Source organism: Streptomyces sp. NPDC041191 (genome assembly GCF_055591945.1).
Genome location: NZ_JBVIZC010000001.1, coordinates 589,917 through 613,673 on the forward strand (window position 1 = coordinate 589,917; position 23,757 = coordinate 613,673).

The following is a 23,757-nucleotide window of genomic DNA, read 5'->3' on the forward strand; positions in this document are numbered from 1 at the left end:
TGCGGCGCTGCGTACGCTGCCGGAATGCAGCTGGAGTTGAGGCATCTCGAAGCCGTCTGCCGGATAGCGGAGGCGGGCAGCCTGGGGCGTGCGGCGGTGCGGCTCGGGGTCTCGCAGCCGGCGCTCTCGGCGCAGCTGCGGCGGATCGAGCGGGTGGCGGGCGGCGCGTTGTTCCTGCGCGGGCACACCGGGGTGGAGCCCACGCCGCTGGGCGAGTTCGTCCTGGCCAAGGCGCGTCTGGTGCTCGGCGAGATGGACGCGCTCGCGGCCGGGGCGCGGGCCGTCGCGCCGGACGCCCCGCTGCGGCTCGGCTGCATCCTGCTCGTCCTGGTGGACCGGCTGATGGAACGGCTCGAAGAGGTCCTGGCGGGGCGGGAGATCGCGGTGACCGTGGAGCACTCGGCGACCACGCTGACCCGGCAGCTGGGCGCGGGCCGGTACGACGCCGTGCTGTACGGGGAGGTCAACGACCACGAGGTGGCGCTGCCGGAGGGCGTCACGGCCCGGACGCTGGTCCCCAGGGAGCCGTTCTGCGTGCGGCTCTCGGCCGGTCACCGGCTGGCCGGCAAGGAGCGGATCTCGCTCGCCGAGCTGGCGGGCGAGTCCTGGATGACGCTGGTGGAGGACGACGACGGCGGTCCGGAGGCGCTGGCCGCGGCCTGCGCGCGGGCCGGGTTCGCCCCCCTGCTGCGGCACCGGGTGGCGGACCGCAAGATGCACTACGACCTGATCGCGGCGGGCCGGGCGGTCTCGCTGAGCCAGCCGACGGCGCCGCCGGCCGAGGGGACGGTGCTGCGGCCGCTGGAGGGCGATCCGGTCAGCGGACGGATCCGGCTGGCGTGGAACCGGGCGGCGGTGCCCGCCCGGCACGCGGAGCTGCTGTACCGGGCGGCGGCGGAGGCGTACCTGGCGGGCGTCGGCACCAACGCCTTCCACCGGGAGTGGTGGGACGCCCGGCCCGAACTGCACCCGGTCCTCGGGGACTTCCGCGAGGACTGACGGGGCCGGGCGCGGCCGTACGGCGCCCCGGGGTCATTCGGGGGAGGGCTCCCCGGCCGGGTGGCGGCAGACGGCACCGTGGACGCGCCTGGACCCGCCGTCGTCCACGCTCCTGGCATCGGCGCTCACGGCTTCGGTGCTCACGGCCTCGGCGGTCGTGGCGACCGTCCGGTCACCCCTGGCCCGGGACCGGGTGGCCGGCTTCGCGGCCGCTCTCCCTCCCGTCCTCGCCGTCCCGCTTCCCTGCCGGGGTCTCCCCCCTCAGGTCACGGGCCATCAGGGTGGCACCGGCGACGGCTCCGGGCATCAGGAGGACGGCGACGAAGGGCACGAGGAAGGCGAGGGTCAGGGGGACGCCGAAGCCGAGTGCGGCCGTCCGGCGACCGCGCAGCAGCCCCAGCCGCTCCTTGAATTCGACACCGCGGCGCTGGAGCGCGACGGAGGTCAGCTCCTCGGCGAGGAAGAAGCCGGAGACGCAGAAGCCGATGACGGGGACGACGGTCTGACCGGCCACGGGGATGAAGCCGCAGGCGAAGAGCAGGATTCCGTAGAACGCGACCCGCACCAGGATCCGCAGGCTGTCCCGGGCCGAGATCCACAGTTCGCGCCAGAGCGGGAGCCCGGACTCGGGCACCTCGCCGCCTTCGCTGCGGTCGACCTCCTCGGAGAGCGATTCGTAGAAGGGCTGGCCGACGAGGAGGGTGACGGCGGTGAAGGTGATGACGGCGAGGAAGAGCCCGAAGACGAAGACCAGCCCCGTCAGGGTGCCCCGGAGGACATCGATCCAGGGGGAGGACCAGTCGTCGGCGAACGGGGTCGCCCAGGCGGCCAGGTCGTCGGCTGCGTAGCCGAGCCCGACGAGCGCGCCGGCGTAGAGGACGAGGGTCACGAGTCCGGGCAACAGCCCGAACCCGAACCACCGTCCGTGCTTGCCGACCCACTTCTGGCCCTGTACCAGATACCCGAAACCCACCCCGAGATCACGCATGGGTTCACCCTATCGGCCCACCCCGCCCCGGCCAGGGACGGGGACAGGCACGGCGGGGGCCGGGGACGGCGAAGGCCGGGGACGGCGAAGGCCGCACCCCGGTCGGGGTGCGGCCCTCGTGTGCCGTCGCGCGTCCGGGATCAGACGGCGAGTTCGACCGTGATGTTGCCCCGGGTCGCCTTGGAGTACGGGCAGACCTGGTGGGCCTTCTCGATCAGGCTCTTGGCGGTCTCGGCGTCCACGTTCGGGAGGGTGGCCGAGATCCTGACGATGATGCCGAAGCCGTCGTCGTTCTTGCCGATGCCGACCTCGGCGGTGACCGTCGAGCCGGAGACGTCGACGTTCTCGTTGCGGGCGACCACTCCGAGGGCGCCCTGGAAGCAGGCGCTGTAGCCGGCCGCGAAGAGCTGCTCCGGGTTGGTTCCCTCGCCGGATCCGCCCATGGCCTTGGGCGGGTTGACGACGACGACGAGCTTGCCGTCGTCGGTGGCGACGCGTCCGTCACGGCCGTTCTCGGCGGTGGCGATCGCGGTGTAGAGGACGTCTGACTGCTGGATGGACATGCCGGGTACTTCCTTCTGCGGTTCGCCGCGACTCGCGCCCACGATCGCGACGGCTGGGGGAAGCCTAGCGGGTCGCACCGGTCACACCGAGACGATCATCTTTCCGGTGTTGTCGCCGCGCAGCAGTCCGAGGAAGGCGTCCACGCCGTTCTCGATGCCCTCGACGAAGGTCTCGCGGTGCTTCAGCTCACCGGCGGCGAGCCAGCCGCCGACCTCCTGGACGAACTGCTCCTGGAGGTCGTAGTGGTCGCCGACCAGCATGCCCTGGAGGCGCAGGCGCTTGCCGATGATCAGCGCCATGTTGCGCGGGCCGGGGGTCGGCTCGGTGTCGTTGTACTGGGCGATCATGCCGCAGATGGTGGCGCGGCCGTGCACGTTGAACGAGGAGATCGCGGCTTCGAGGTGGTCCCCGCCGACGTTGTCGAAGTACACGTCGATGCCGTCCGGGGCGGCCTCGCGGAGCTGGTCCTTGACCGGGCCGTCCTTGTAGTTGAAGGCGGCGTCGAAGCCCAGCTCCTCGACCAGCCACTTGACCTTCTCCTCGGAACCGGCCGAGCCGATGACCCGGGAGGCGCCCTTGAGGCGGGCCATCTGGCCGACCTGGCTGCCCACGGCGCCGGCCGCGCCGGAGACGAAGACAGCGTCGCCCTCCTTGAAGGAGGCGACCTCGAAGAGTCCGGCGTAGGCGGTGAGGCCGGTCATGCCGAGCACGCCGAGGTAGGCGGAGAGGGGGGCGAGGTCCGGGTCGACCTTGGTCGCGTGCCGGGCGGGCACGTCGGCGTACTCGCGCCAGCCGAGGCCGTGCAGCACGTGGTCGCCGACGGCGAAGCCCTCGGCGTTGGAGGCGACGACCTCGCCGACCGCACCGCCGTCCATGGGGTGGTCGAGCTTGAAGGGCGGGACGTACGACTTCACGTCGTTCATCCGGCCGCGCATGTACGGATCGACGGAGAAGTGCAGGTTGCGCACGAGGACGCGCCCCTCGGCGGGCTCGGTCACCGGGGTCTCGCGCAGGGCGAAGTCCGCGGGAGCGGGCCAGCCGTGCGGACGGGCGACGAGGTGCCACTCACGGCTGGAAGCGGGAAGATCGGTCATGGTGCGGCCTCCAGGAAGCTTCAGGTCGAAAAAGATTCACTGCCTGAAACAACCATGCCTCTTGATATTTCACGTTGTCAAGCATCCGGGTAGGATGTCCCCATGGCCACCTCACGCACGGACCCCCTCACCCTCGAAGTCGTCGAGCTGATCGGCACGGTCGTGGCGCGTTACCACGAGGAGTACGAGCAGGTGGCCGCGGAGCACTCGCTGACCGGCGCCCAGGCTCGTGTCCTCGGCCTGCTCTCCCTCGAACCGCTGCCGATGCGCCGCATCGCCCAGAAACTGAAGTGCGAGCCGTCCAACGTCACCGGGATAGTCGACCGCCTGGAGGCGCGCGGCCTCGTGGAGCGCCGGGCCGCCCCGGACGACCGGCGGGTCAAGCTGGCCGCCCCCACGGACGAGGGCCGGGCCACCGCCCGCCGGTTGCGCGAGTCGCTCGACTTCGCGCGCGAGCCGCTCGGCGAGCTGACCGATGTCGAGCGGACCCTGCTGCGGGACCTGCTGAGACGGATGCTGGGCGAGGGCCCGGCGTAACCGGGGCGCGCTCCGCGCCCGTCCGGCCGGAGATCCCGGCTACACGCACCACCAGAGGAAACGGGTACAGGTCGGCGTCGGACTCGGGGTCGGTGCGGACGTCGGCGTCGAGGCAGGGGGGACGCTCGGCGCGGGACCGGTGGCCGGGGCCGAGGGCGCGGGCGCGCCGGGTGCTCCCGTGAGGGAGGGCGTCGGGTCGCCCGGCGTCGCGGACGGGACGGTGGCGGGCGGAGAGGACGGAGCGGCGTCCGCCGGGGAACGCGTGGGGGTGCGTTCGCTCCCCCGCCCCGGACCGGTTCCGGAGCCCCGTCCGGTTCCGGAGCCGCCCGGACCGCTGCCGCCGTCCGCGCCGTGGCTGTCCGAACCGCCGCCCGAGCCGCCGCCGGTGGCCGGCGCCGTACCCGCCACCGGTCCCGCCCCGGCGTTCGCACCGGCCGGGCGGGAGCGGGTGGGCGCGGAACCCGGCGCGTCCGTGACCGGCTCCGGGCGCGAACCGTCCGGTGGCCCGGAGCTCTCGGCGGGCTCGCTCGGCAGCGGGGTTTCGGTGACCTCCAGCTCCTCGACGGCCGTGGCGGCACCGCCGGACGGCGACCCCTCCAGGGCCGGCCAGGCCAGGCCCATCGCCCCGGCCGCGAGCACCAGCCCCGTCGCCCCCGCCAGAGCGGCACGCCCCCGCGACCGCGACCGTCGGCGCGCGGCGCGGCGCCCCCCTGCGGCCGGACGCGGCGGCTCGATCAGGTCCAGTTCGTAGACCTGCTCGGGTTCGGCGGCCGGAGTCCCCGGGTGGACGGGAGCGCGGGGGGTCCCGTGCCGCAGTTCCTCGACGGGAGTCCCGCACCCGGCGCAGGCGAGGGCCCCGTTGAGATGCCGTCGGCACGCGTGGCAGTAGTCCATGGAGTCCGCAGGCTATGCGTCCCGGCACGGCGCCAGGTAGGCACGGAGGTGAGGATTCTGTGAGGAACCCGCAGGTCGGAGGCGGTGCGTCGCGATTCTCCCGCTTCGGGAAGGATCATCTCCGGAACACTCTCCCGCCGGAGGACCGACTCCGGGAACGCTCCGCCGCCCCGGGCAGGAACACCCCGGACACTCCCGCCGTCCCGGCCAGGAACACCCCCGGACATCCCCGCCGTCCCCGCCGTCCCCGCCGTCCCGGGCCTCCCGGGCCTCCCGGGCCTCCCGGGCCTCCCGGGGAGGAACACCCCGAACATCCCCGGCGTCCCCGCCGTCCCCGGAAGGAACGCCACGGAAACCCGCGCCGCTTCGGAGGGGCCGGCCTCCGGGCACCTCCCCGCTTCCGGGAGCTCCGGGGCTCCGGGAGCTCCGGAGCCCCGGGCGGCGCATCCCAGCGCGCGCCGCGGCCCGGCCGGCCGGACGATGCGAACAGGACCGTGCACCATCCCGCCCGTGCCAGCACCGCACTCCGGAGGATCCGCCATGACCGTCAGCCTGGAGCAGCTGCGTCGTTGCCATGTCGCCGTCGACCTGGGTGCCGCCCGCACCCGGGTCTTCGTCAAGGGCGCCGGGCTCGTCGTCGACGAGCCGAGCGTCGCCGCCGTCAACACCCGTACCGGCGCGCTGATCGCCGTCGGCACGCTCGCCGAGAAGATGACCGGCCGCACCCCCGACTACATCCGGGTCGTGCGCCCGGTCTCCGGCGGCACGGTCGTCGACATCGAGATGGCACAGCGGATGCTCCGTCACCTCCTCGGCGAGAAGCTGCGCCGGCAGCTGCGCCGCAAGCCCCGGCTGCGCGCGGCCGCGTCCACCCCGCACGACAGCGACCCGCTGGCGCAGCGCGCCACCGTGGAGACCCTGGTCGGTCTGGGGGCGCGCCGGGTCGAGCTGGTGGACACCCTGATCGCGGCAGCCGTGGGCTGCGGGCTGCCCGTCGAGCAGCCGACCGCGACCATGATCATGGTCTGCGGGGCGGCGACCACCCAGATCGCGGTGCTCTCGCTGGGCTCGATCGTCACGGCGGAGCGCATCCCGATCGGCGGTGACGCCATCGACCGCGCCGTCGTCCAGCACCTGCGCCACCACCACGAGCTGATGCTGCCGAGCCAGTCGGTGCGCCCGCTGCAGCTGGCCCTGAGCGGCAACGGCCTGACGGACGACGGCCCCAGCCGTACCGAGATCCACGGCCGGGACGTCGCCACCGGCCTGGCCCGTTCGGTGACGGTGGAGACCGCCGCCGTGCGGGAGGCCCTCCACGCCCCGCTGACGGCGGTCCTCGACGCCATCGGCAAGGTGCTGCGGGACTGCCCGCCGGACCTGGTGGCGGACCTCGCGGACTGCGGGATCACGATGGTCGGCGGCTCCGCCCTGCTGCCGGGGCTCGACCAGATGGTGCACGAGGCGACCGGGATGCCGGTGCGGATCGCCGAGCAGCCCGACGTGTGCGCGGTCCTGGGACTGGGCGCCATGCTGGAGGGCAAGGTCCAGCCGATGGTCCTGGACCCGCTGGTGGTCCGGGACACCTTCGACTTCGACGAGGCCACCGCCGACGCGGAGTGAGCCCCCGGGCGCGCACGGCCCGGGGACGTCCACCGGCACGGGTGGCCACCGGCACGGGTGGCCACCGGCACGGGTGGCCACCGGTACGGACGCCCGCCGACCCGGACGTCCACCGACCCGGGCGTCCACCGGTCCGGGTGTACACGAACCGCCGGAAGCGACCGACGCGTACGACAATGAGGCCATGACGCTCATGGATGAGGGCCGGGGCGAGGGTTTCCCCGCGGGTCCGGACGAGGACGCGCTCCGTCCGCCCCGTCTGCCCATGCTGCTCGAAGCGGTCCTCGGCATCGGCACGGACCTCGAACTGGGCGCCACGCTCCAGCACATCGTCGACGCCGCCACCGGGCTGACCGGCGCCCGCCGGGGGGCGCTCGTGGTCCTCGACCCCGAACGCCACCGGCTCGCCGAACTCTTCACCACCGGCATGACGGAGGAGGAACGGCGCCGCGTCGACCGCCTCCCCGCCGGACCCGCCGGACCCGACGGACCCGCCGGGCTCTCCGGACCCGACCGGACCCCGGAGGGGGGCGCCTCCCTGAGCATTCCGATCCGGGTCCACTCGCAGGTCTTCGGCCACCTGTACCTCGTCGAGAAGCGCGCGGGCCGCTTCACCGAGGAGGACCGGGCCCTGCTCCGGGTCCTCGCGTCGCAGGCCGGGATCGCCATCGGCAACGCCCGTCTGTACGAGACGGCCCGGCAGCGGGAGCGCTGGATCGAGGGCGCGGCCGCGGTGACCACGGCCCTGCTCACCGGCGCGTCCGCCGAGAACGCCCTGACCACCGTCGCCGAGCAGGCCCGCGTCCTGGCCGGCGCCTCGGCCGGGGTCGTGCTCCAGCCCACCCCGGAGGGCGGGATGAAGATCGTCGCCGCCTCGACCCCGGACGACCCGGGCGACCTGATCGGCACGACGATCGAGCCCGGCTCCCCCGTGCTCGTCCAGCTGCTCGGCGGCGAACCCGTCTTCGTCGAGGACTCGGCGACCGACCCGCGGATGACCACCCCCGTCCGGTCCCGGTTCGGCCCGTCGATGATGCTGCCGCTGCGGAGCGGCGGGGAGCTCATCGGCACCCTCGCCCTCCCCCGGCGGCGCGGCGACCCGCCGTACTCGGCGGCGGACCGGCTCCTCGCCTCGCAGTTCGCCTCGCAGGCGGCGCTCGCGCTCGTCCTCGCGGACGCGCGGCACGACCGGGAGCGCCTCGCGGTGTACGAGGACCGGGACCGGATCGCCCGGGACCTGCACGACCTGGTCGTCCAGCGGCTGTTCGCCACGGAGATGATGCTGGAGTCGACCCGGCGGCGGGCGGCGGGCTCCTCCGAGGAGGACGCGTTGCTGAGCCGGGCGGTGGACGAGCTGGACTCCACGATCCGGGAGGTCCGTACGGCCATCTTCGCGCTCCAGCAGCCGCCGGCGGACGCTCCGACGACCTTCCGGGGGCGGGTGCTCCGCGAGACCGGCGGGGCCGCGGCCCTGCTCGGTTTCCAGCCGTCCGTGCGCTTCTCCGGCGCGGTGGACGCCCTCGTGGACGACGAGACCGCCGGGAAGCTCCTCGCCGCCCTGCGCGGCGCGCTCGCGGCGGCGCACCGGCGGCCCGGGACCGGCGCGTTCACCGTCGAGGTGTCGGCCGGGGACGGGGGCGTACGGCTGCGGACCGAGGACGACGGGACCCCGCCGACCGTGGTGACCTGGCCCTGAGCAGTTCGTGCGGATGTCCGTCCCCCTTTCCGCTCCCGCTCCCACTCCTGTTCCCGTTCCCGGTCCCGCCCCCCGCCCCGGTCCCGGTCCCGGTCCCGGCAGAATGCCTTCCGGCAGCCCCGCCCCCGACCGCGACCCGAGGAGTACCGCCGGTGAGTGCGTTCTTCCCCGCCCTGAGAGACGGTTCCGCCCGGCCCGCGCTGCGCTTCGGCGCGGACCCCGCGACGGCCGGGACGCTGACGTACGGGGAGCTGGCCCGGACCGCCGCCTCCCTGGCCGCCCGGATCGCGGGGGCCCGGCGGGTCGCCGTCTGGGCCACGCCGACCGCGCGGACGGCGGTGGCCGTGGTGGCGGCGCTGCTCGCGGGCGTGCCCGTCGTACCGCTCAACCCGCGCGTCGGGGAGCGGGAGCTGGCGCACATCCTCGCGGACAGCGAGCCCGCCCTGCTCCTCGCGGGCGCGGAGGACGAGCCGCCGGCGGCGCTCGCGGGGCTGCCCCGGCTCGACGTGGAGACGGAGGGGGGCTCTGTCGTCCCGGCCCCGGTCCCGGTCCCGGAGGCGTCCGTGCCCGGTGACGGCGGGATCGACCCCGAGTCCCCGGCCCTGATCGTCTACACCTCCGGCACCACGGGCCCGCCGAAGGGGGTCCTGCTCTCCCGCCGGGCGGTCGCCGCCTCCCTCGACGCGCTGGCCGGGGCCTGGGCGTGGACGGCCGACGACGTCCTGGTGCACGCGCTGCCGCTGTTCCACGTCCACGGACTCGTCCTCGGCGTCCTGGGCCCGCTGCGGCGGGGCGGCGAAGTCCGGCACCTGGGCGCGTTCTCGGTGGAGGGCGTGGCACGGGGGCTGGAGGCCGGGGGCACGATGCTGTTCGGCGTGCCGACCATGTACCACCGGCTCGCGGACGCGCTCTCCGGCGACGGGGCACTGGTCCGGGCGCTCGCCGGGGCGCGGCTCCTCGTGTCGGGCTCGGCGGCGCTCCCGGTCCACGACCACGAGCGGATCGCGGCGGCGACGGGCCGGACGGTCGTGGAGCGGTACGGGATGACCGAGACGCTCATGAACACCAGCGTCCGGCCGGGCGGGAGGCCCCGGCCGGGGACGGTCGGGACCCCGCTGCCCGGTGTGGACCTGCGCCTCGTGGACGAGGACGGTTCGGTGCTCGGCGCGTACGACGGGGAGGCGGTGGGCGAGGTGCAGGTGCGCGGCCCGAACCTCTTCTCCGGCTACCTGAACCGGCCGGAGGCGACGGCGGCGGCCTTCGACGGCGACTGGTTCCGCACCGGCGACATGGCCGTGCGGGAGTCCGACGGGACGGTCCGCCTGGTGGGCCGGAAGGCGACCGACCTGATCAAGAGCGGCGGGCACAAGATCGGGGCGGGCGAGATCGAGAACGCGCTCCTCGACCACCCGGGGGTGCGGGAGGCGGCCGTCACCGGCGAGCCCGACCCGGACCTGGGCGAGCGGATCGTGGCCTGGGTGGTGCCCGCCGACGCGGCGCGGCCGCCGGGCGGGGCGGAGCTGGCGGACCACGTGGCCGGGCTCCTCGCCCCGCACAAGCGGCCCCGGACGGTGCGCTACCTGGACGCCCTCCCCCGCAACGACCTGGGCAAGGTCCTGAAGAAGGCGCTGCCGCCGGCCGGTTGAGCGCACGGCCGGCCGAGGGGGCGCCGGGAGCGGGCCCGGCGGCCGGTCACGGCGTCGGGGCGAGGGCGTCGTAGCGGCGGAATCCGCGCCCGTACAGGGCGAGCAGTCCGACGGCGACGACACAGGCGATCCCGCCGCCGGTGACGGCGACGGCCGGGGAGGTCAGGTCCGCCACCGACCCCGCGAGGAAGTCCCCGAGGCGGGGCCCTCCCGCGACGACCGCGATGAAGACGCCCTGGAGCCGGCCGCGCATCTCGTCCGGGGCCGCGACCTGCATCATCGTGTTCCGGAAGATCATCGAGACGGTGTCGGAGTATCCGGCGAGGGCCAGGAACAGCAGCCCGAGCCAGAGGTTCCGGGTCAGCCCGAAGACGGCGACGGCGGTGCCCCAGCAGGCGACCGCGAGCAGGATCGCCCGCCCGTGGTGCCGGACGCGGCCCTGCCAGCCGGACAGGACCCCGCCGAGGAGCGCCCCGCACGCGGGCGCGACGACGAGGAGTCCGGTGGTCTTCGCGTCGCCCCCGTACCAGAGCACGGCGACGGCCGGGAACAGGGCGCGGGGGTGGGCGAGGATCATCGCGCAGAAGTCCGAGAAGAACGTCATGCGCAGGTTGGGGCGGGTGGCGAGGAAGCGCAGCCCGTCGAGGACCGAGGCGCGCCGGCCCTTCCGGCGGTCCGGGAGCATCGGCGGCAGCCGCCACATCGCGTACAGGCTCGCGGTGAAGGCGACGGCGTCGACGAGGTAGGCGGTCTGGTAACCGGCGAATCCGACGATCAGCCCGCCGAGGCTGGGGCCGACGAGGGTGCCGAAGGTGGTGACCATCGAGTTCAGCGCGTTGGCGGCGGGCAGCTGTTCGGGCGGCAGGAGCCGGGGGATCATCGCGCTGCGGGCGGGCGCGTTGAGCGCGGCGCACACGGCCTGGAGGGCGACGACCCCGTACAGGAACCCGACCCGGTGGAAGCCGGCGAACGCGGCGGCGGCCAGGGACACGGAGAGGGCGGCGGAGCCCGCGGCGGCCACGAGGCCGAGCCTGCGGCGGTCGACGGTGTCGGCGACGGCGCCGCCGTACAGGCCGAAGACGACGAGCGGGACGAGGGAGAACAGCCCGACGAGCCCGACGGAGAAGGGCGAGCGGGTGAGGTCGTACACCTGGAGGGAGATGGCGAGGGCGGTCATGCCCTGTCCGACCCAGGAGACGGTGTTCCCGAACCAGAGGCGGCGGAAGTGCGCGGAGGTGCGCAGAGGGGTGAGGTCCGCGAGGACCCGCCGCCGTACCCGCTCGCGCTCGCGTGCGTCGGTGGCGGTCACGCGACGTCGTACCGCAGTTCGGGACGCTCCCAGTGGACGCGGCCGGAGGGCGGGACGGTGCCGGTGCGGACGGCGCCGGTGCGCAGGTAGAACTCCTCGGCGGGCGGGTGCGCGACGACCTTCACGGAGCCGAGTCCGGCGGCCCTGGCCCGTGCGGTCATGTGCTCCATGAGGAGGCGCCCGATGCCGAGCCCCTGGGCCTCGTCGGCGACGAACGCGAGGTCCAGTTCGGCCTCGTCGACCAGCAGCGCGTAGAACCCGAGGACGCGCCCCTCTCCGCCCCCGTCGGCGGCGACGAAGACGGCGTGGTGCTCGATGTACGAACCGCCGACCCGGTACCCCTCGACCATGGCGGCGTAGTCCCCCCGGTAGGCCCGGGAGCCCCGTACCAGCCGGGTGAGACGCCGTGAGTCGTCGGCGGTGGCGCGCCGGACGGTGATGTCGGACATGGAGCGAGTATAGGGGCGGAGAAGGAGCTGGCTCCTTACAGTTTTCCGGCCGGGAGGCCGGGAGGGGTGGAACACCGGGGCCGGACACGCCCGACTGAAATCGAACGCTCGATTCGCCGAGGGGTTCGAGGGATGACCCGTCAGAAGGGCGCGTGGAGGGTGAAGATCGGTACGGGGTTTACGATTCGTCATCATGCAAGCACGACGCGTCACCCTCGGCGTGCCTCCGGCTCCCCTTCACGGGAGGGCCGCGCGGGCTCCCGGAACACCTCCGAACGGCCTCTCCTCGCAGGCGACACCCCTGCCCGGCGACGGAACGCCGACCACGGGAACGAGGGTGACGCGTTTCCACCGGCGGACATGAGCACGCACACCCGAGAACCGCACGCCCCCGGCGCGCGTTCCGTCCCCGCACGCCCTCTCTCGCACACCCCTGCGAACGGGGTGACCGAGCGGACCTCCGGCCACGGCTGACGGTCCGGGGCGGACGGGTGGGCCACGCCCCGGCCGGGCCGCCCGGACCGGCCGCCCGTCGCGGCGGTACGCGGCGGGCGGCCCGGCCGCGCCCGGACGGATACGCCTCCCTTCCGCACGACCTCCCCCAAGGACCCCCTCCATGACGCACTGCGCACCCCCCTTACCCGGCGCCTCCCTCGCCGTCCCCGGCCCCCCGCCGCCCGCCGGGACGGACCGGCTCGACCGCGCCCGGACCCGGCTCGCCGCCCGCCTGCTCGCCGCCGCCGGGCCGGACGGACTGCTGCGCGCCCCGTGCGACAGCCGGGTCCTGGAGTCGGCCCTGGCCCTGCGGCTGCTCACGGTGACGGACGTGGACCCGGACGCCCAGGAACGGCTCCGGCGCCGCCTGAAGACCGCCCTGGACGAGGGCGCCCCCGACCCCGTGCAGGAGGCGGCGGCCCGCGCCGCCCTCGGTGAGTACGCGGACGGGCGGGAGGCACTGGCCCGGCTGCTCGGCGGCTTCGACCACTTCACCGCCGGACGCAAGCACCTGATGTTCCGCACGGTCCTGGCGGAGCTGGGCGCCCACTCCTTCCCCGAACTCCCCTCCCCCGCCTCCCTCTTCGAGGCGCGCGGCCAACAGCGCTGGCTGATCACGGAGATGGCCGCCCTGAAGGTCCTGTACGCCTTCGGCACGCACTCCCCCCGGCTCGTCACCGAGGACGACTGGCGGACCCTCGAACCCTGCGCGCTGCCCGGCCCTCCCCCGTACGGCAACCACCTCGCCCGGCTCCTGGCCCTGCTCGCGCTGCGGCTGCGGCCCCGGTACGCGGCGGCCGTCCGGGCGCGGGCGGGGGAGGTGCGGGAGGCGCTGGCCGAGGACGGCGGGCTGCCGTTCCTCACGGGCATGGACGTGTTCGCGACGGCGACCGGTGGCCTCGCCCTGGCCGGAGCGGGAGCGCCCGCCCCCGTCCTGCGGAGGCTCGCGGCGTCCCTGTCGCGGCACCAGAACCCGGACGGCGGCTGGGGTTTCGAGCGGGGCGTCGGGCAGAGCGACGTGGACGACACGGCGTACTGCGTGGAATTCCTGCGGGCGGCGGGGCGGTACGGGGCCGGGGTGGCGGCCGGCGAGCGGTACCTGCTGGCCCGGCAGGGCGAGGACGGCGGCTTCCCGACCTTCGAGCGCGGCACGGCGTCGGAGGTGGCCATAACGGCGGCGGCGGTGAACGCGCTGGCCCCCGAGCCCGCGCACCGCGCGGCGGTCGGGTCCGCCGTCCGGTTCCTCGCGGCCCGCGAGGAGGCCGCCGGGCCGTGCGAGCGGAGCTGGAGCCTCAACGAGAGCAACGCCCTCTTCCGCACCGTCCTCGCCCACGACTCCTTCCGGGCCGTGGCGCCCGGCCATCCCCTGGCTCCCGGGTCCGCGCGGGCCCGGGAGCGGGCGGTGGCGCGGCTGCTCGACACCCAGAACGGGGACGGCGGGTGGGGGCACGTGCCCTCGGACCCGTCCGACCCGATCAGCACGGCGTACGCGCTGATCGCCGTGGCGCGGGCGCCCGGCGCCCGGCGCGCCACCGCGCGGGCGGCGCGGCACCTCCTGGAACGGCAGCGGCCGGACGGCGGCTTCAGCTCGCGCCCGGACCAGGCGGGCCCCCGGCCGCTCGCCTACCACGTACCGCTCCTGACGGACGTCTGCGTGCTCCTCGGCCTGAACCACGTACGGGCGAGGCCGGTCGGGCGCCGCTGAACACGGCCGCGAGGCGCGCGGGGCACGGCGGGAAAGCCCCCGGCGGGGAAGCTCAGGCGCAGCCGGAGAGGTCCCCCGGGTCGGCGGCGGCGAGCCGGGCGGTCAGCGCGTCGAGCCGTTCGCGCAGGTCACGGAGGTCCCCGAGGTCCAGGCCGGTGGCGGCGGCGATCCGGCGCGGCACGCCGAGGGCCTTCTCCCGCAGCCCGGCGCCGGCCTCCGTGAGGCGCACGGTGACGGACCGCTCGTCCTCGGCGCTGCGCCGCCGCTCGACGTATCCGGCGGCTTCGAGCCGTTTGAGCAGCGGCGACAGGGTCCCGGAGTCGAGCCGCACCCGCTCGCCTATCCCCTTCACGGACAGTTCTCGGTGCTCCCAGAGCACGAGCATCACGAGGTATTGGGGGTAGGTGAGCCCGAGCTCCTTGAGGACCTCGCGGTAGACGCCGTTGAAGGCGCGGGTCGCCGCGTGCAGCGAGAAGCAGATCTGCCGGTCGAGGCGGAGGAAGTCCTCATCGGGAAGACCGGGAAGACCAGGAAGACCGGAGAGATCGGGAAGGGTGTCGGGCGTCTCCATGACTCCAGGATACGCGAGGCCCCTTCACGCGCCATTGAGTTGTGTACAACTCAATGGCGCGCTACAAATAGAGGGCCACCGCACCCCAGGACAGGACGGAAGAACCATGGACGCGATCTACACCGCCGTCGCCACCGCCAACGGCCGCGAGGGCCGGGCCATCAGCTCCGACGGCCGGCTCGACCTCCCGCTCGCCCACCCCCAGGCCCTCGGCGGCAACGGAGAGGGCACCAACCCCGAGCAGCTCTTCGCCGCCGGGTACGCGGCCTGCTTCGCCAGCGCTATGGGCGTGATCGCCCGCCGGGAGAAGATCGACGTCTCGGACGCCTCGATCACCGCCGAGGTCTCCCTCGGCAAGGACCCCGCCGACGACGGCTTCGGCCTCTCGGTCGTCATGCGCGCCGAGTTCCCGGACCACCTCCAGGGCGAGGCGGGCCTGGCCCTCCTGAAGAAGACCCACGCCTTCTGCCCGTACTCCAAGGCCACCCGCGGCAACATCGAGGTCGAACTGGTCGTGGAGTAACCGTTCCCTCTTCGCACGAGCCGTACGGAAGCCCCGGAGCCCCGCGCCGGGGCTCCGCGCCGTACGGGACCGCCAGAGAAGGCGCATCCGGGTGACCCCGGCGTGTCACTGCGAAAACCCGGGCCGGACGGGGGGCACCGTGGGAACGGAAAAGTCCGCGGCGCAGGGGAATCCTTCCTGCGACCACGGACCGGTGGTGGGGCGGGTGGGACTCGAACCCACGGCCGACGGATTATGAGTCCTCCGAGGGTCTTGGCGGCCTTTGCCTTTCAGTACTCAGGATTACTGTTTTGGCTGGTCAGATGGGGTGGACCGCGCCACTCCTTATCCGCCCTTGCCGGTTCGTTCTTGTCCTTGTGTCCCAACAGTGTCCCAACAGCGTCCCGACCGGGGGCCCTGCCCACGCCGGAAGTTCAATGCCCCAGCTCAAGAGAATCCCGCGAACTCGCGGACAGCGGATTCTCCTTCCGACGCGCAGAGGCTCCACCCCTCGCGTTCGGGGCGGAGCCTCTATGGCCGTTCACTCGGCCTTACGTCTCCCCTCAGGCTACCGGGCGACGGTGGGCTGCACCAGGAACATCCGCACGGTTTCCCGCCACACGCCCTAGGCCCTGTCGTCAAACGTCACGCCCACATCAGGAGTGATGCGAGGGTGACGGCTGCTTCGCAGGACTGGGCGGTCTTGTTACAACGGATGGCAATGCCACGCCACTGCTTCGAGCGGTTGAAGCACCGTTCCACCATTCGGCGGCCGCCACGATCTGCTGGGCGGGTGGAGACCGCTGCGCCTCCCAGGCAATGGCTTTCGGCCCGTCGTGGCCGTCTACGGGAGAACGGCCCAGCGTTGGGCCTTGATGGTGGGGCTCGCCGGCTCGACGGTTGTCTCACTGCCCACGGTGGTGAGGACGCGGCCAGTCGCCTGGCAGGTGAGGGTGAGGGTGCCGCTGTCGTTCTGGGCGAGCGTCCACTTCTGCTTCGGATCCGTGGGGGCGATCGTCTGGACGCCGAGCGATTTGTACTCCCCGTTGGACGTGAGGGCCCGCGGGGTGGGGCAGCCGTCGGTGATCCGCACCGTGCCGTCCGCGTTGGCGTCCAGCTTCCAACGCTGCTCGGGGACGGAGGTGTCGAGGGGGCTCATGCTCGTCCTGCTGCTGTTTCCCACCGAGCACGCGTCCGCCCGCCGCAGCGCGAGGTTGTTGCCGTTGGTCAGACTGTGGTAATTGCCGTCGCCCACGACCGTCACGGCGTAGTGGATGGTGTGCCGGGCCGTCTTGTCGAGCGCCGCTCCCGTGGTGGCCAGCGGCGGGTTGGCGGCGGGCCGGGCGTTCTTGTAGTACTCGACGAAGGTGGCCGGGACGTTGGCGGTCAGCGTCTTGATGGTGCCGTCCCACCATCCGCCGTCGACCCCCCGCCAGAGGTCGAGCAGCGAGCCGGCCACGTTTCCGGGCACCTTGTCCCCGGTGTCCCAGCCGCCGCCGTAGACGTACTCACTGCTGCTCCCGTCCGCCCAGACGTAGCGGTTGTCGCCGAGCAGGTAGGAGGCGGTGGCGTTGGCGAAGCCCTCGGCCCACGCGCAGGGCCGGGAGCTGGCCTTCCAGATGACGTTCGGGTAGCAGATGCTGTCGGCGGACGGCATGTTGCCGTTGTAGATACGGTGCATCAGGAAGTGGCCGCCCTCGTGCAGGACGACGTGCTCGGAGTCGGGGTCGGCATCGGGAAGATAGATGGTGTTGTCGAGGCCGTACTCCGGCCCGTCGGTCGAACCGGGGAACCACTTGACGGTGAGCTCGGTGCAGTCCCAGTTGCTCGGCTCGTGAGAGCTCCAGCAATCGCTGACCGGGTTCCCGCGGGCCCACCACAGCAAGTTGAGGGTGTCGAAGGCGTGCCAGGCCCGCGAGATCTGCGCTGAGGGCTTCAGGTCACCGACGGAGGTGCTCGCGGCGATGTCCTGCCGCACCGGCGAGTTCATGGTGTAGGTGGCACCGTTGGCGTCCACGACCTTCCACAGCCGGGTGCTCTCGGCGTCGAACCGCACCCACATGCTGCTCATGGTGGTCGTGGTGACGGGGGTGTGGCAGAGGTTGAAGGAGCCGTCGTAGACCGAGGTGTAGTCCCAGGACGTGCTGTTGAGCCGGCGCACGGGGTCGGTGGGCTTCTCACGGCCCCACAACTCGAGGTTGGCGTTGCGGACGGGCTTGGTCCGGGTGGGCTTGGACGGACCCTCTTCGGCGGCCTGGTAGTCGTAGAGGAGCTTTCCGCTCAGACAGATCGGGTTTGCGGCGGCGGCTGGTGACGCGGTGAGCGGCACGGCCGTCACGGCGGCGAGAAGCGCGGTGCCGAGCGTGGCGATGCGAGTCAGGCGAGTGCGCAGGGGTGTGGCCAACACGGTCCTCTCATAGGGCCTCGCCACCGGCACCCGGTACGAATTCCCGGCATGCACGGCGACGCAGGCGGGACGAGGCGCCGGCGAACAGACCGACGTCGCCGCTCACCGGTGATCGTTCCGGCGAGCAGGCCCATACTCACGGTGCGGGCCGGCTCGCGGGGAGAGGCGTGCGGGAGCACGCGCGGGGCGCACGCTCCCGCACGCATCTCCCAGTCGACAAGAACGCCGAGTCGCACGAAGCCGCCATCGCTCTCGCGTTCACTTCTGACGTAAGTTCGAGATTTGATGACAGCGCCTCGGCGTTTGTCACGAAGGCCAACGACCGTCCGGATGAACTGATCAGCCACGTCTCCAGCTGCCCGTCGCCGATCCTTGATTGAAGAGCCTCCAGCACCACCTCGGACGACACAGGCACGGGGCTGTCGTCACTGATCACCCAAGACTCGATCACGAGCACGACGATCTCACGGGCGGTTCAAAGAGACAGTCCCTAGGCCGTACAGCGCAGAGGGCGCCTCCTCTCAGTGCAGCCCTGACTCCGCATGGTCGGGTTGAGATTCAGGAGGTGTTGGCCTTCGGCTGCCGCTTAGCAGGGGGGGTACGGCCACGTGATCGGCGCTTCGCGGCCGGCTGGGAGTTGGCGGTGGGAGTTCGGGTGCTCGCGCTGTTGGTGATGCTGTCGTTCGGAGTAGGAGGCGTGTCGACTACGGGCGCCCCTTCACTTTGGTCACCCGGGGTGTCGGTGGCCGAGACGGTCTGCGGCCGTTCCGTCGGCTCCTCATCGGGGGGCGGGGGTGTTGCGTTTCGACCTTCCTGGTCGGCGGGCCTCTCGGGAGGGGAGATGTCGGTCGGATCAGCCTCGACCTTCGGTTCGGGGGCGGGTTCCTGTTCGCCCTCCATGTCCTGGTCCCGGGGGTCGGTGTGGAGTTCAGGGTCGCGGGCCCGAAGGGTGGTGCTGGGAGCGGCTTCGTCCATGACCTGATCGAGCGCGTTGTCGAATAGCTCGACCCAGGGGCGGTGGCCGACGTAGTGGGGCTTGTAGGCGAAGGCGGGGAGGAGGTGGTTCTCGAGGGCGCTCAGGAGGATGTCGGCGGGGTCTTCGTCGTCTTCGGTGATGAGGGAGACGGCCTTGTTGTAGCGGTGGCCTTCCGCGAGACGGATGGCGAGGTGTGCTTCGTGGGCGGCCCGTTCGGCGAGGGTGGCGTCGTCGGGGATGGAGGGGGCGGCGTTGCCGGTGATCCAGAGCTGGGCTGCGGTGCCGCCGAAGATCGGGCGGAAACTGACGCTTCGGCCGTCGCTGTGTATCAGGTGGACCGCGCCGTCGGCGGGTGCGTCGGGGTCGAGCGTCCAGTCGCCGTCGAGGCGCTGCGTGAGAGCGAGCGCCGTTTCGTGAACGGCGGCGTTGGTGATGAGCATGGTCGTTCTCCAAGAGGTCTGCTGGCGTGGCCCCGTCCCGGGTTCGGGACGGGGCCGGCGGGGTCAGGCGGGGCGCACTTCGTCGCCGTCTTCGAGGAGCATGGAGAGGCGGGAGCCGTTGTCCCACTGGACCCGGAGCTGGGCGAGGGCGGGGTCGTATCCGGTGACGGTGCCCTGGTCGCCGGGCTTGAGGTCGGTCCACTGGTCGGTGGTGTGGACGAGGGCGATGCGGTCACCCTTGCGGTGGTTCATCTGTTCTCCAGTCGTTGGGTGGATAGTTGGGTGGATAGGGGTGAAACCTCCCTGCATGCTTTTATTCTATATGCATTCGGGGGAGGGTCAAGATTCCTTTTCGAGATTCCCGCAGGTCAGGGCGCTTTTCCGGCGATCAACGCTTCGACCTTTCCGATCGCGACGAGCATGGACGCTTGGGCGTGCATCTGGTCGCGGCGCTCGATCGATTCGAGGGCTTCCCGGACTGCTCTGGCCGGCAGGTCACCTTCCGCCAAGGTGTCGCCGCAGGCGACGAGGATGTGCGGGCCGAGGTCCCACAGGATGGCGTTGACGGCGGCTCCGGCGGCGGCGAGGGGGTCGATGTCCGCGAACGACCAGCCGAAGTCGTGCGGATCGATGCTCCTTTCGCGCATGATCTGGGCGGCGGCCCGGAAAAGGCCGCCGGTCCCGCTGGCGGGGTCGTTGAACCTCATCCCGGGTTCCAGCGGCGCGTCGGAGTACAGCATGCGGGCCATCAGCTCGGCCACGATCGTTATCTCGGGTTGTTGCGCCGTTGGTGCAGGTCACAGTGAGACTCCGAATGAAGGCACGTGAGGCACGGTGTCCGTCTGGGCTCCCACTTCGTCAGCGCGGGCAGGGCGGTGCATGCGGGCACATATGTAACTAAAGCAGTCATCGCCTGATCAGATCCGAACATTTGTGAAGGCTTCATGTAGTGGATGAGCGTTCATTGAGACGATGTCAGAGCATCCCCATGTCCGTTCATCGGGCGGGGGCTGCAGGGCTGTCGCGGATCGGCTACCGCCGCGATGGGTGTGCGAGGGGCGGGCCTGGGCTACGGGGGCGGTTGTCGCCGCTGGCGCGGGGCGTCTTGTACGACTGCGGCACGGGCGGTTTCCGGGGGGCCTTCGGTCCCCGCCGTCGTGCCGCGGCTTTGGAGGGGGTACTTCGCCGTGTCTTCGAGATCCCAGTTACGTTTTCCCCGTGTTCTCTGGCGGCGCCGCACGGCGGTGGCCACCGTGTTCGCGCTGGCCGTGACCGGTCTGGGCGCCGTGGCGGCCACGCCGGCCGCCGCGGTCACCCCGGCCGTGATCGCCACCGTGCCGACCGGGGCGAGCCCGCAGGAAGTGACCGTGGCGCCGGACGGCGCCCACGTCTACGTCAGCAACGGTAGCGGCCCCAACGGCGAACCCGCCGGAACCACCGTCACCGTCCTGAACACGTCCAGCAACACCGTCGGGGCCACCATCACGGTCGGCAACAACCCGACCGGAATCGCCGTCACCCCCGACAGCGCGCACCTGTACGTCGCCAACCGCGACAGCGCCACGGTCAGCGTCGTGAACACCGCCACCAACACGGTGACGGCTACCATCGGCGGGTTCAACGACCCGACAGGGGTCGCGGTCAACGCGGCGGGCACCCAGGTCTACGTCTCCGACTCCGGCTACCCCAACGGGTCGGTCCGTGTCATCGACACCGCCAGCAACACGGTCGTCGCGTCGGTCGCCGTCGGCCCGTTCCCGCAGGATGTCGCTCTCAGCCCGGATGGATCGCGCGCCTACGCCACCAACCACGGCAACAACACGCTGAGCGTCATCGATACCGCCGCTCTCATCGTGAGTGCCACCGTGGCGCTGAGCGACCAGCCGTTCGCGGTCGCGGTCAACCCCGTGACCGGGACGGCCTACGTCAACCACTCCAACGACAACTTCCTGTCCGTGGTGGACCCGACCACGCTCACCGTCACCACGACGATCGCCACCGCGGGCAACCCGATCGGCGCCGCATTCAGCCCCGACGGCGCGACCGCCTACGTGACCAGCTACTCCAGCAACTCCCTGGCGGTGATCAACACCGCGACCAACACCGTCACCGAGAACGCCCCCATCGGCAGCGGCCCCTACGGTGTCGGGGTGAGCCCGGACGGCACCCTCGCCTACGTCGCCAACAACGCCAGCGCGACCCTCGACGTCCTTCAAGTCGCCACGGCCACGCCCGCACCGGCCGTCACCGCAATCAGCCCGGCCTCGGGTCCGACCGCGGGCGGCACCGTCGTGACGATCACCGGCACCGACCTGGCCGACGCCACCTCCGTCACCTTCGGCGGCACCCCCGCCACCGGCGTGAGCTGCGCGGCAACCTCCTGCACCGCCACGTCCCCCGCCCATGCCGCCGGGACCGTCGACGTCCAGGTGACCACCCCCAGTGGCACCAGCGCGACCACGCCGGCCGACCAGTACACCTACCTGGTTCCGCCCGCGGACATCGACGTCAGCCTCACCGCGCAGCCGCACCTGGGCCTCCTGGTGCCCTACCTGTCCTACACCCTCACCGCCCACAACACCGGCCCCGGCACCGTCACCTCCGCGACCTTGACCGCGAAGCTGCCCCCGGGCGCGACTGCCACCAACCTGTCCGCCGGATGCACCGTCGCCGCCACCACGGTGACCTGCGCCTACGACGCCATCCCCAACGGTGCCAGCACGCACAAGACGTTCCGCGTCCCCCTGCACCTGCTGACCCTCGGCCAGGTCAAGGTCACCGGCACGCGTATCCTCTCCGCCCCCACCGACCCCAACCCCGCCAACGACACCGCAACCGCCACCTGCACCGCCATTTCCCTCATCCTCGTCACCTGCCCCTGACCCATCCGGCGCGCGACCGTGCGCCACACACCACCGCTGCCCTCCACCGACGCCCACAGGCCGGAGGAGGGCAGCGGCTTGAGCGAAGCGTTCTGACCGGAACATTCGCTAGAAACTCGACCCGGACCTCCCACACATGCCTAACGTGCCTCGACAACCCATGGATATGGGTGAGGCACATGGCTCTCAGATCACCTGCCTCATATGCCTCACCCCTTCCGAAGCACCCTAGATAACGCTTGGCGGCGTGAGGAATTCCGCGAGCGCGTCGCGGCTGCCCTTGGAACGGAGGGTCGCCAGGAGCGCCCCCAGGATGTCGGCAGCGGCGCGAATTTCAGCGTGGGCGCTGCCGGTCCAGTGGAGGAGTCCGTTGGCGAGTGCGGCCTTGACGACGTCGCGTACCGCGCGGGCACGCCTGGAGGGGGATTCCTTGTCGTCGAGCCATTTGTGCAGGGGTGCGGCCCGGTCGATGAGGTCGGGGCGCATGATCCACCAACGGGCCCAGCATTCACGGAAGGCGGCCATCAGGTCCTCGTCGCCGAGGTCGATCCACCAGTCGGCCAGGAGGTAGGCGTCGGGGCCGCGCATCGGCCACAGGGCGAGGGTGGCCACGATTCCGATGGGCACGGCGATGTCTTCGCCCCCTGGGCATGGTGCCAGGCGTAGCTGACAGCCTCGGCGATCTCGAATGCATGTCTGTGCGGATCGTTGTGCGAAGGGCGGCGGTGGTAGGGCTTGCGTACGGGGGCTGCGGGTTCGGGGGGCGTGACGGTACGAAGGCGTGCGGGGGCCCTCAGCGTGACCGGCTCGGGCGCCGGCGGGAGGTCGGTGAGGAGTCGGCGCGGTGGGGCTGATGAAGTGCTGGGAGCGGGCGGTTCGTCGCCGCCGAGGTTGAACAGGTCGAGCTGGCTCATGTCCTTCTCCGGGCGTGGTGGGCGTGGGTGGGGGCGCTGTGCCGGTCTGCGGAGGCCGACCGGCACAGCGGTGGGATTCAGCAGGCCATGTCCTGGATGTGGCGCCGGAGGGCGTCCGCTTCGGTGGCGCGTCCGGCCGCCTTGAGGGCCGCGTGCCCGAGGAAGAGGGTCAGGTCCTCGGCGTCGATCTCGGCGAGGTAGTCGGTGAGGGTGAGGTTCTGCTGCTCGCGCGGGCGGTGCGGGTAGCCGGTGGCGATCTTGAGGATGACCTCGGTGACGAGTTCGTCGGTCAGCTCGTCACTGAATCCGAGGGAACGGCCGACCTGGTGAACGGCTTCGGGGTTACCGAGGAGGGCCGTGGTCGGAACGGCCTGGTGTGCTCGCCGCGCGGCTCGGGCTTCGCGCTGACGGTATGCCTCCCAGACCAGGCGCGCGTCGGCCATCCGCCCGTCGGCCGCGAGCGCGGTGGAGTGAACGCTGACCGCGAAGCGGGGGGTGGGGAGCGCGATGGCGAGGTGTTCTTCCGGTGTGCGCCCCAGTCGCTCGACCTCCGGGAGGCGGGATTCCCTGAGGAACTGCTCCAGGACGCTGAGGACCACGAGCCGGGCGGCGTCGGGGTCGACTCCGAATCGTCGGATGGTCGGGTAGGCGAGGACGTGGATTGAGGCGTCGTACATGTCTTTCTCCTGCTGCTACTTGGTGGTCTGGTCGGCGCTGGGCGAGGGGTAGTGGGCGAGGAGGTCGTCGATGAGTTCGGCGATGTAGTCCACGAGGGTGCGGATCTGCTTGCGGTCGCCGTTCAGGTACAGGGCGAAGTCGAGGACCTGAGGGGCGGCGGCGTAGTCGAGGAGCTGGCGGTACTGCTCGACGGTGAGGGTTGCCAGGGCGGGCGGGCGCAGCGCCCAGCCCGCGACAACCGCGTTGTCGGCGAGGGTGGCGGCGGCGCGCAGGGCAGCGTCCTCGGGGGCCCGGGTGAGCAGGATCAGGGCCATGGTGCCGAGGTGGTGCTCGGGGGCGTTGATGATCGGGAGATCGGTGGGCTTGCGCATGCGGGGCTCCGTTCACGGTG

22 protein-coding genes are annotated in these 23,757 nt (G+C 72.4%); 8 read left to right on the plus strand and 14 right to left on the minus strand.

Translation table 11 applies throughout. The features are described 5' to 3' along the window. The first annotated feature begins 24 nt into the window (after positions 1-24). Complete coding sequence (locus ACZ6AQ_RS02650) at positions 25-999, plus strand: LysR family transcriptional regulator (RefSeq protein ID WP_468756918.1); 975 nt, start codon at positions 25-27, stop codon at positions 997-999. Positions 1,000-1,171: 172 nt separating this feature from the next. Here the strand turns inward: ACZ6AQ_RS02650 and ACZ6AQ_RS02655 are convergent, their stop codons facing one another. The 3 genes from ACZ6AQ_RS02655 to ACZ6AQ_RS02665 form a co-directional block, all read right to left on the minus strand. Then, positions 1,172-1,987 carry an EI24 domain-containing protein gene (locus ACZ6AQ_RS02655; protein WP_468756920.1) on the minus strand — a complete coding sequence of 272 codons (816 nt, stop codon included), beginning with the start codon at positions 1,985-1,987 and terminating at the stop codon, positions 1,172-1,174. A gap of 140 nt (positions 1,988-2,127) precedes the next feature. After that, positions 2,128-2,550: an organic hydroperoxide resistance protein gene (locus ACZ6AQ_RS02660; RefSeq protein WP_468756922.1), complete on the minus strand. Its 423-nt coding sequence runs from the start codon at positions 2,548-2,550 to the stop codon at positions 2,128-2,130. Positions 2,551-2,631: 81 nt separating this feature from the next. Next, positions 2,632-3,645 (minus strand): NADP-dependent oxidoreductase, encoded by a 1,014-nt coding sequence (locus ACZ6AQ_RS02665; RefSeq protein WP_468756924.1) that lies wholly within the window; start codon positions 3,643-3,645, stop codon positions 2,632-2,634. 102 nt (positions 3,646-3,747) lie between these two features. Between ACZ6AQ_RS02665 and ACZ6AQ_RS02670 the strand changes: the two genes are divergently transcribed. Beyond that, entirely contained in the window at positions 3,748-4,182 is a 435-nt protein-coding gene (locus ACZ6AQ_RS02670) for a MarR family winged helix-turn-helix transcriptional regulator (RefSeq protein ID WP_388694636.1), read from the plus strand. Positions 4,183-4,221: 39 nt separating this feature from the next. Here ACZ6AQ_RS02670 and ACZ6AQ_RS02675 read toward each other — a convergent pair whose 3' ends face one another. Then, positions 4,222-5,076, minus strand: coding sequence for an SCO2400 family protein (locus ACZ6AQ_RS02675; RefSeq protein ID WP_468756925.1), 855 nt, complete (start codon positions 5,074-5,076; stop codon positions 4,222-4,224). A gap of 540 nt (positions 5,077-5,616) precedes the next feature. Between ACZ6AQ_RS02675 and ACZ6AQ_RS02680 the strand changes: the two genes are divergently transcribed. The 3 genes from ACZ6AQ_RS02680 to ACZ6AQ_RS02690 all read left to right on the plus strand — a co-directional run bounded on the left by ACZ6AQ_RS02680 (position 5,617) and on the right by ACZ6AQ_RS02690 (position 10,038). Further along, a complete protein-coding gene (locus ACZ6AQ_RS02680) occupies positions 5,617-6,696 on the plus strand; it encodes a rod shape-determining protein (protein WP_468756927.1) in 1,080 nt (359 codons plus the stop codon). Between the two features lie 184 nt (positions 6,697-6,880). Next, complete coding sequence (locus ACZ6AQ_RS02685) at positions 6,881-8,392, plus strand: sensor histidine kinase (protein WP_468756929.1); 1,512 nt, start codon at positions 6,881-6,883, stop codon at positions 8,390-8,392. A 152-nt stretch (positions 8,393-8,544) separates the two neighbouring features. Beyond that, a complete protein-coding gene (locus tag ACZ6AQ_RS02690; protein WP_468756931.1) occupies positions 8,545-10,038 on the plus strand; it encodes an acyl-CoA synthetase in 1,494 nt (497 codons plus the stop codon). A gap of 46 nt (positions 10,039-10,084) precedes the next feature. Here the strand turns inward: ACZ6AQ_RS02690 and ACZ6AQ_RS02695 are convergent, their stop codons facing one another. Continuing rightward, positions 10,085-11,347 carry an MFS transporter gene (locus ACZ6AQ_RS02695; protein ID WP_468756933.1) on the minus strand — a complete coding sequence of 421 codons (1,263 nt, stop codon included), beginning with the start codon at positions 11,345-11,347 and terminating at the stop codon, positions 10,085-10,087. After that, complete coding sequence (locus ACZ6AQ_RS02700) at positions 11,344-11,796, minus strand: GNAT family N-acetyltransferase (protein WP_388694651.1); 453 nt, start codon at positions 11,794-11,796, stop codon at positions 11,344-11,346. Before ACZ6AQ_RS02700 ends, ACZ6AQ_RS02695 begins: the two co-directional genes overlap by 4 nt. A gap of 616 nt (positions 11,797-12,412) precedes the next feature. Between ACZ6AQ_RS02700 and ACZ6AQ_RS02705 the strand changes: the two genes are divergently transcribed. Beyond that, the gene (locus ACZ6AQ_RS02705) at positions 12,413-13,996 is read left to right on the plus strand and encodes a prenyltransferase/squalene oxidase repeat-containing protein (RefSeq protein ID WP_468756935.1); all 1,584 of its coding nucleotides are present in this window, start codon (positions 12,413-12,415) and stop codon (positions 13,994-13,996) included. 52 nt (positions 13,997-14,048) lie between these two features. On the opposite strand, the gene ACZ6AQ_RS02710 is transcribed toward ACZ6AQ_RS02705, so the two are convergent. Beyond that, on the minus strand, positions 14,049-14,567 hold the full coding sequence (locus ACZ6AQ_RS02710; RefSeq protein WP_468756936.1) for a MarR family winged helix-turn-helix transcriptional regulator: 519 nt from the start codon (positions 14,565-14,567) through the stop codon (positions 14,049-14,051). Positions 14,568-14,673: 106 nt separating this feature from the next. Here ACZ6AQ_RS02710 and ACZ6AQ_RS02715 point away from each other — a divergent pair, with 106 nt between their 5' ends. After that, positions 14,674-15,090 carry an organic hydroperoxide resistance protein gene (locus ACZ6AQ_RS02715; protein WP_468756938.1) on the plus strand — a complete coding sequence of 139 codons (417 nt, stop codon included), beginning with the start codon at positions 14,674-14,676 and terminating at the stop codon, positions 15,088-15,090. 823 nt (positions 15,091-15,913) lie between these two features. Here ACZ6AQ_RS02715 and ACZ6AQ_RS02720 read toward each other — a convergent pair. The 4 genes from ACZ6AQ_RS02720 to ACZ6AQ_RS02735 all read right to left on the minus strand — a co-directional run bounded on the left by ACZ6AQ_RS02720 (position 15,914) and on the right by ACZ6AQ_RS02735 (position 19,653). Then, positions 15,914-17,476, minus strand: coding sequence for an RICIN domain-containing protein (locus tag ACZ6AQ_RS02720; RefSeq protein ID WP_468756939.1), 1,563 nt, complete (start codon positions 17,474-17,476; stop codon positions 15,914-15,916). A 558-nt stretch (positions 17,477-18,034) separates the two neighbouring features. Next, the gene (locus ACZ6AQ_RS02725) at positions 18,035-18,892 is read right to left on the minus strand and encodes a hypothetical protein (RefSeq protein WP_468756940.1); all 858 of its coding nucleotides are present in this window, start codon (positions 18,890-18,892) and stop codon (positions 18,035-18,037) included. 63 nt (positions 18,893-18,955) lie between these two features. Beyond that, positions 18,956-19,144 (minus strand): DUF4314 domain-containing protein, encoded by a 189-nt coding sequence (locus ACZ6AQ_RS02730; RefSeq protein ID WP_468756942.1) that lies wholly within the window; start codon positions 19,142-19,144, stop codon positions 18,956-18,958. Between the two features lie 116 nt (positions 19,145-19,260). Beyond that, complete coding sequence (locus ACZ6AQ_RS02735; protein ID WP_468756944.1) at positions 19,261-19,653, minus strand: hypothetical protein; 393 nt, start codon at positions 19,651-19,653, stop codon at positions 19,261-19,263. 483 nt (positions 19,654-20,136) lie between these two features. Here ACZ6AQ_RS02735 and ACZ6AQ_RS02740 point away from each other — a divergent pair, with 483 nt between their 5' ends. Next, positions 20,137-21,774: an IPT/TIG domain-containing protein gene (locus ACZ6AQ_RS02740; protein WP_468756946.1), complete on the plus strand. Its 1,638-nt coding sequence runs from the start codon at positions 20,137-20,139 to the stop codon at positions 21,772-21,774. Positions 21,775-22,002: 228 nt separating this feature from the next. Here ACZ6AQ_RS02740 and ACZ6AQ_RS02745 read toward each other — a convergent pair whose 3' ends face one another. The 3 genes from ACZ6AQ_RS02745 to ACZ6AQ_RS02755 form a co-directional block, all read right to left on the minus strand. Then, positions 22,003-22,401 (minus strand): hypothetical protein, encoded by a 399-nt coding sequence (locus tag ACZ6AQ_RS02745; protein ID WP_468756948.1) that lies wholly within the window; start codon positions 22,399-22,401, stop codon positions 22,003-22,005. Between the two features lie 364 nt (positions 22,402-22,765). Continuing rightward, complete coding sequence (locus tag ACZ6AQ_RS02750; RefSeq protein ID WP_468756949.1) at positions 22,766-23,365, minus strand: hypothetical protein; 600 nt, start codon at positions 23,363-23,365, stop codon at positions 22,766-22,768. A 15-nt stretch (positions 23,366-23,380) separates the two neighbouring features. Then, a complete protein-coding gene (locus ACZ6AQ_RS02755) occupies positions 23,381-23,737 on the minus strand; it encodes a hypothetical protein (RefSeq protein WP_468756950.1) in 357 nt (118 codons plus the stop codon). Positions 23,738-23,757 lie beyond the last annotated feature (20 nt).

What these genes read in the sequence shown, in the direction of transcription:
- ACZ6AQ_RS02680 (WP_468756927.1), top strand. Translation starts at nt 5,617, where the DNA reads ATGACCGTCAGCCTGGAGCAGCTGCGTCGTTGCCATGTCGCCGTCGAC.
- ACZ6AQ_RS02700 (WP_388694651.1), bottom strand. Translation starts at nt 11,796, where the DNA reads ATGTCCGACATCACCGTCCGGCGCGCCACCGCCGACGACTCACGGCGT.
- ACZ6AQ_RS02675 (WP_468756925.1), bottom strand. Translation starts at nt 5,076, where the DNA reads ATGGACTACTGCCACGCGTGCCGACGGCATCTCAACGGGGCCCTCGCC.
- ACZ6AQ_RS02650 (WP_468756918.1), top strand. Translation starts at nt 25, where the DNA reads ATGCAGCTGGAGTTGAGGCATCTCGAAGCCGTCTGCCGGATAGCGGAG.
- ACZ6AQ_RS02670 (WP_388694636.1), top strand. Translation starts at nt 3,748, where the DNA reads ATGGCCACCTCACGCACGGACCCCCTCACCCTCGAAGTCGTCGAGCTG.
- ACZ6AQ_RS02660 (WP_468756922.1), bottom strand. Translation starts at nt 2,550, where the DNA reads ATGTCCATCCAGCAGTCAGACGTCCTCTACACCGCGATCGCCACCGCC.
- ACZ6AQ_RS02730 (WP_468756942.1), bottom strand. Translation starts at nt 19,144, where the DNA reads ATGAACCACCGCAAGGGTGACCGCATCGCCCTCGTCCACACCACCGAC.
- ACZ6AQ_RS02750 (WP_468756949.1), bottom strand. Translation starts at nt 23,365, where the DNA reads ATGTACGACGCCTCAATCCACGTCCTCGCCTACCCGACCATCCGACGA.
- ACZ6AQ_RS02665 (WP_468756924.1), bottom strand. Translation starts at nt 3,645, where the DNA reads ATGACCGATCTTCCCGCTTCCAGCCGTGAGTGGCACCTCGTCGCCCGT.
- ACZ6AQ_RS02685 (WP_468756929.1), top strand. Translation starts at nt 6,881, where the DNA reads ATGACGCTCATGGATGAGGGCCGGGGCGAGGGTTTCCCCGCGGGTCCG.
- ACZ6AQ_RS02655 (WP_468756920.1), bottom strand. Translation starts at nt 1,987, where the DNA reads ATGCGTGATCTCGGGGTGGGTTTCGGGTATCTGGTACAGGGCCAGAAG.
- ACZ6AQ_RS02755 (WP_468756950.1), bottom strand. Translation starts at nt 23,737, where the DNA reads ATGCGCAAGCCCACCGATCTCCCGATCATCAACGCCCCCGAGCACCAC.
- ACZ6AQ_RS02725 (WP_468756940.1), bottom strand. Translation starts at nt 18,892, where the DNA reads ATGCTCATCACCAACGCCGCCGTTCACGAAACGGCGCTCGCTCTCACG.
- ACZ6AQ_RS02705 (WP_468756935.1), top strand. Translation starts at nt 12,413, where the DNA reads ATGACGCACTGCGCACCCCCCTTACCCGGCGCCTCCCTCGCCGTCCCC.
- ACZ6AQ_RS02715 (WP_468756938.1), top strand. Translation starts at nt 14,674, where the DNA reads ATGGACGCGATCTACACCGCCGTCGCCACCGCCAACGGCCGCGAGGGC.
- ACZ6AQ_RS02710 (WP_468756936.1), bottom strand. Translation starts at nt 14,567, where the DNA reads ATGGAGACGCCCGACACCCTTCCCGATCTCTCCGGTCTTCCTGGTCTT.